Source organism: Cyanobacteriota bacterium, assembly GCA_025054735.1.
Classification (GTDB): Bacteria; Cyanobacteriota; Cyanobacteriia; order SKYG9; family SKYG9; genus SKYG9.
This window is the reverse complement of sequence record JANWZG010000532.1, coordinates 1-2,184: the sequence shown is the minus strand read 5'-3', so window position 1 is coordinate 2,184 and position 2,184 is coordinate 1. Positions and strand designations below refer to the sequence as shown.

The 2,184-nt window shown below is 49.8% G+C and carries 1 protein-coding gene; it reads right to left on the bottom strand.

The annotated features are described in order from the left end of the window. Nucleotides 1-198: 198 nt before the first annotated feature. Nucleotides 199-1,782, bottom strand: a complete 1,584-nt coding sequence (locus NZ772_17795; protein ID MCS6815408.1) for a BamA/TamA family outer membrane protein — start codon at nucleotides 1,780-1,782, stop codon at nucleotides 199-201. Nucleotides 1,783-2,184 lie beyond the last annotated feature (402 nt).

Genomic DNA, 2,184 nt, shown 5'->3' with positions numbered 1-2,184 from the left:
TTACGCTACTCATACTGCCTCATGTGTGGTCAACATCATTAGCCCCATTCACCCTGGCGAATTGGCCATCACCCTAACAGATTGAGGTCTCAGCAACCCATTCCCATTTTATCGACATTGCTGCGCTGTGCTTGCTAGACTTTGGTGCTAGTTCCTGGTGCCACCTTGTTGTGAAGTGTTTATTGATGTAGCGATCGCTCAAAAACGCTGTCCAAACCCTAATTGCACCCGCAAATCGCCTTGGTTGTCAATGCCAGCATCTAGTCGCAACAAACCCAATGGAGAGTAAGCACGCAAGCCCACACCATAGCCAATACCAACACCGCTGCTTCTATTGCTAATACGTCCTGTCACAGTATTACCGGATCCTAAATCTGAGCCGACATCGATAAACACCACACCACCGAGAGGAATTAGGGTGCCGAATATCGAGATGGTAGCTAGGGACATACGATATTCTAAGGAGCCGAGGATATAGCTACGGACACGATCGAAACTGACAAAGCTGGGATCTCCTGGACTAAATGACCAGTAGGGTACCAATTCACCCACGGCGGTTGCTGCCTCTAGACGGATGGCTAGCACATCAGCTACTGGAACTGGTTGGGGTGATCGTAAAGGCACGTACTGCACCAGATTTGCCCGCAAGCGATTACTGGCCACATTTCCAGCTCCGATCGGCAACGCCTGCTCAGTGCCTAGCCGCAACAACCATCCCTGAGTAGGGTAAATGGGATGATTGCGACGATCGAAGGCAAGCCCTAAGGAAAGCGTAAGCAAGTCATCGTCAATAGCGCGACTAAAGGATAGGGGGTTCCCAAATTGGTCACGATCGCGAACGCTAACACGAGCATAGTCAAGGGAAATCGTTCCTTGCCAATCACCAAAGGGACGACTAAGGGCAAATCCACCGCCAAAGCGATTAGCCTGCACGCGGTCGCGAAACAGATAAGCCCGATAGCCCACCTGATCGCCACTACGCCGATAGGGATTCGTCAAGCTAGTCGAGAACTGAACATCACCGGTAGTACTGACTTGCACATTGGCATCAAACTGTTGTCCCAACATCCCAACATTTTGGTTGCGATAGCCCACAGTGCCAAAGACCCCAATAAACTGGTCAGTGCCAGCACCCACACTGACTTGGCTAACGGTTCGCTCTTCTAACTCATAGGTCACAACGTTACCATCTGGGGTTGGAGTAATGGTGGCATCCACAGCGCTAAATAGCCCCAGTTGATGCAAGTGATGCAAATCTTGTTGAATGATCTCCATAGAGAGGGGTTGTCCAGCTTTTGCCAAGAGTTCTGGCTGGATCAAGGAACTGGCAATGCTCCCTGATGGTGCTGATTCTCGATCGCTGATGGGAACACCTGCTGGACGAATGCGAATGTCAACCTGATGAATCATGGCAGATGAGGATGGAGTCAATGCCACTGCTGATGAAGATAAATCTCCTACCTGTTGAGTAACAATCCTCGCTACTTGGAGAGCGCTTGCCAACTCCTGAGAGTGCTCTGGGGAGGCCACTATGCTGGTCTGGGTGCCAAACTCCGGAGTTATCGAGGCTTCAGGGCTAGCTACTTGATAGAGCGGCTGACTAGCTGTAGTGTCGTGAGTTGTGATGGCATCTGGTGCAATCGGGCTAATTTCGGGAACTGTAATCGCAGGTATGTGCTCTGTGGTAACCGTTTGATAGGGTTCATTCCAGATGACGGGTGCAGGCTCAGTGATTGTCTGAACGGGTGGGGAAGCTGCATCTTGAATCGAACTTAACGTCATGCCTGGACTACCAACCTAACAATGCACATAGACAGCATGAAACCCATAGGAACCGCTGCCGGTTGTCTATCAATACGCGATCGCAGCACCCTTCCCGGTTAGTTTCCAAAATCTCTGTACCAACTGGCAACCCTACAGGCACCAATTGGCAATAGGTCATCCACTATGCCGTCAATTAGTCAAGAAGCTTGCACAGATACTAACTGAAAAAATTCTGCAAATCTGCGGTTGTAGTTTGAGCCTGCTTATCCGAGGGCTGATATGTATAGCAACTTTTTATACAGAGTCAGATCGTCACAAACCAGGAGCACCTACGTTATGACATGCAGCTTTTCCTACTCAGGAATGAATATCATGGCTGCAGTAACTTGGATTTATAGCGCCTTGTCGTCATCACAGCTT

Excerpts from the sequence above, each read along its gene's own strand:
- NZ772_17795 (MCS6815408.1), bottom strand. The coding sequence starts at position 1,782 with ATGACGTTAAGTTCGATTCAAGATGCAGCTTCCCCACCCGTTCAGACA.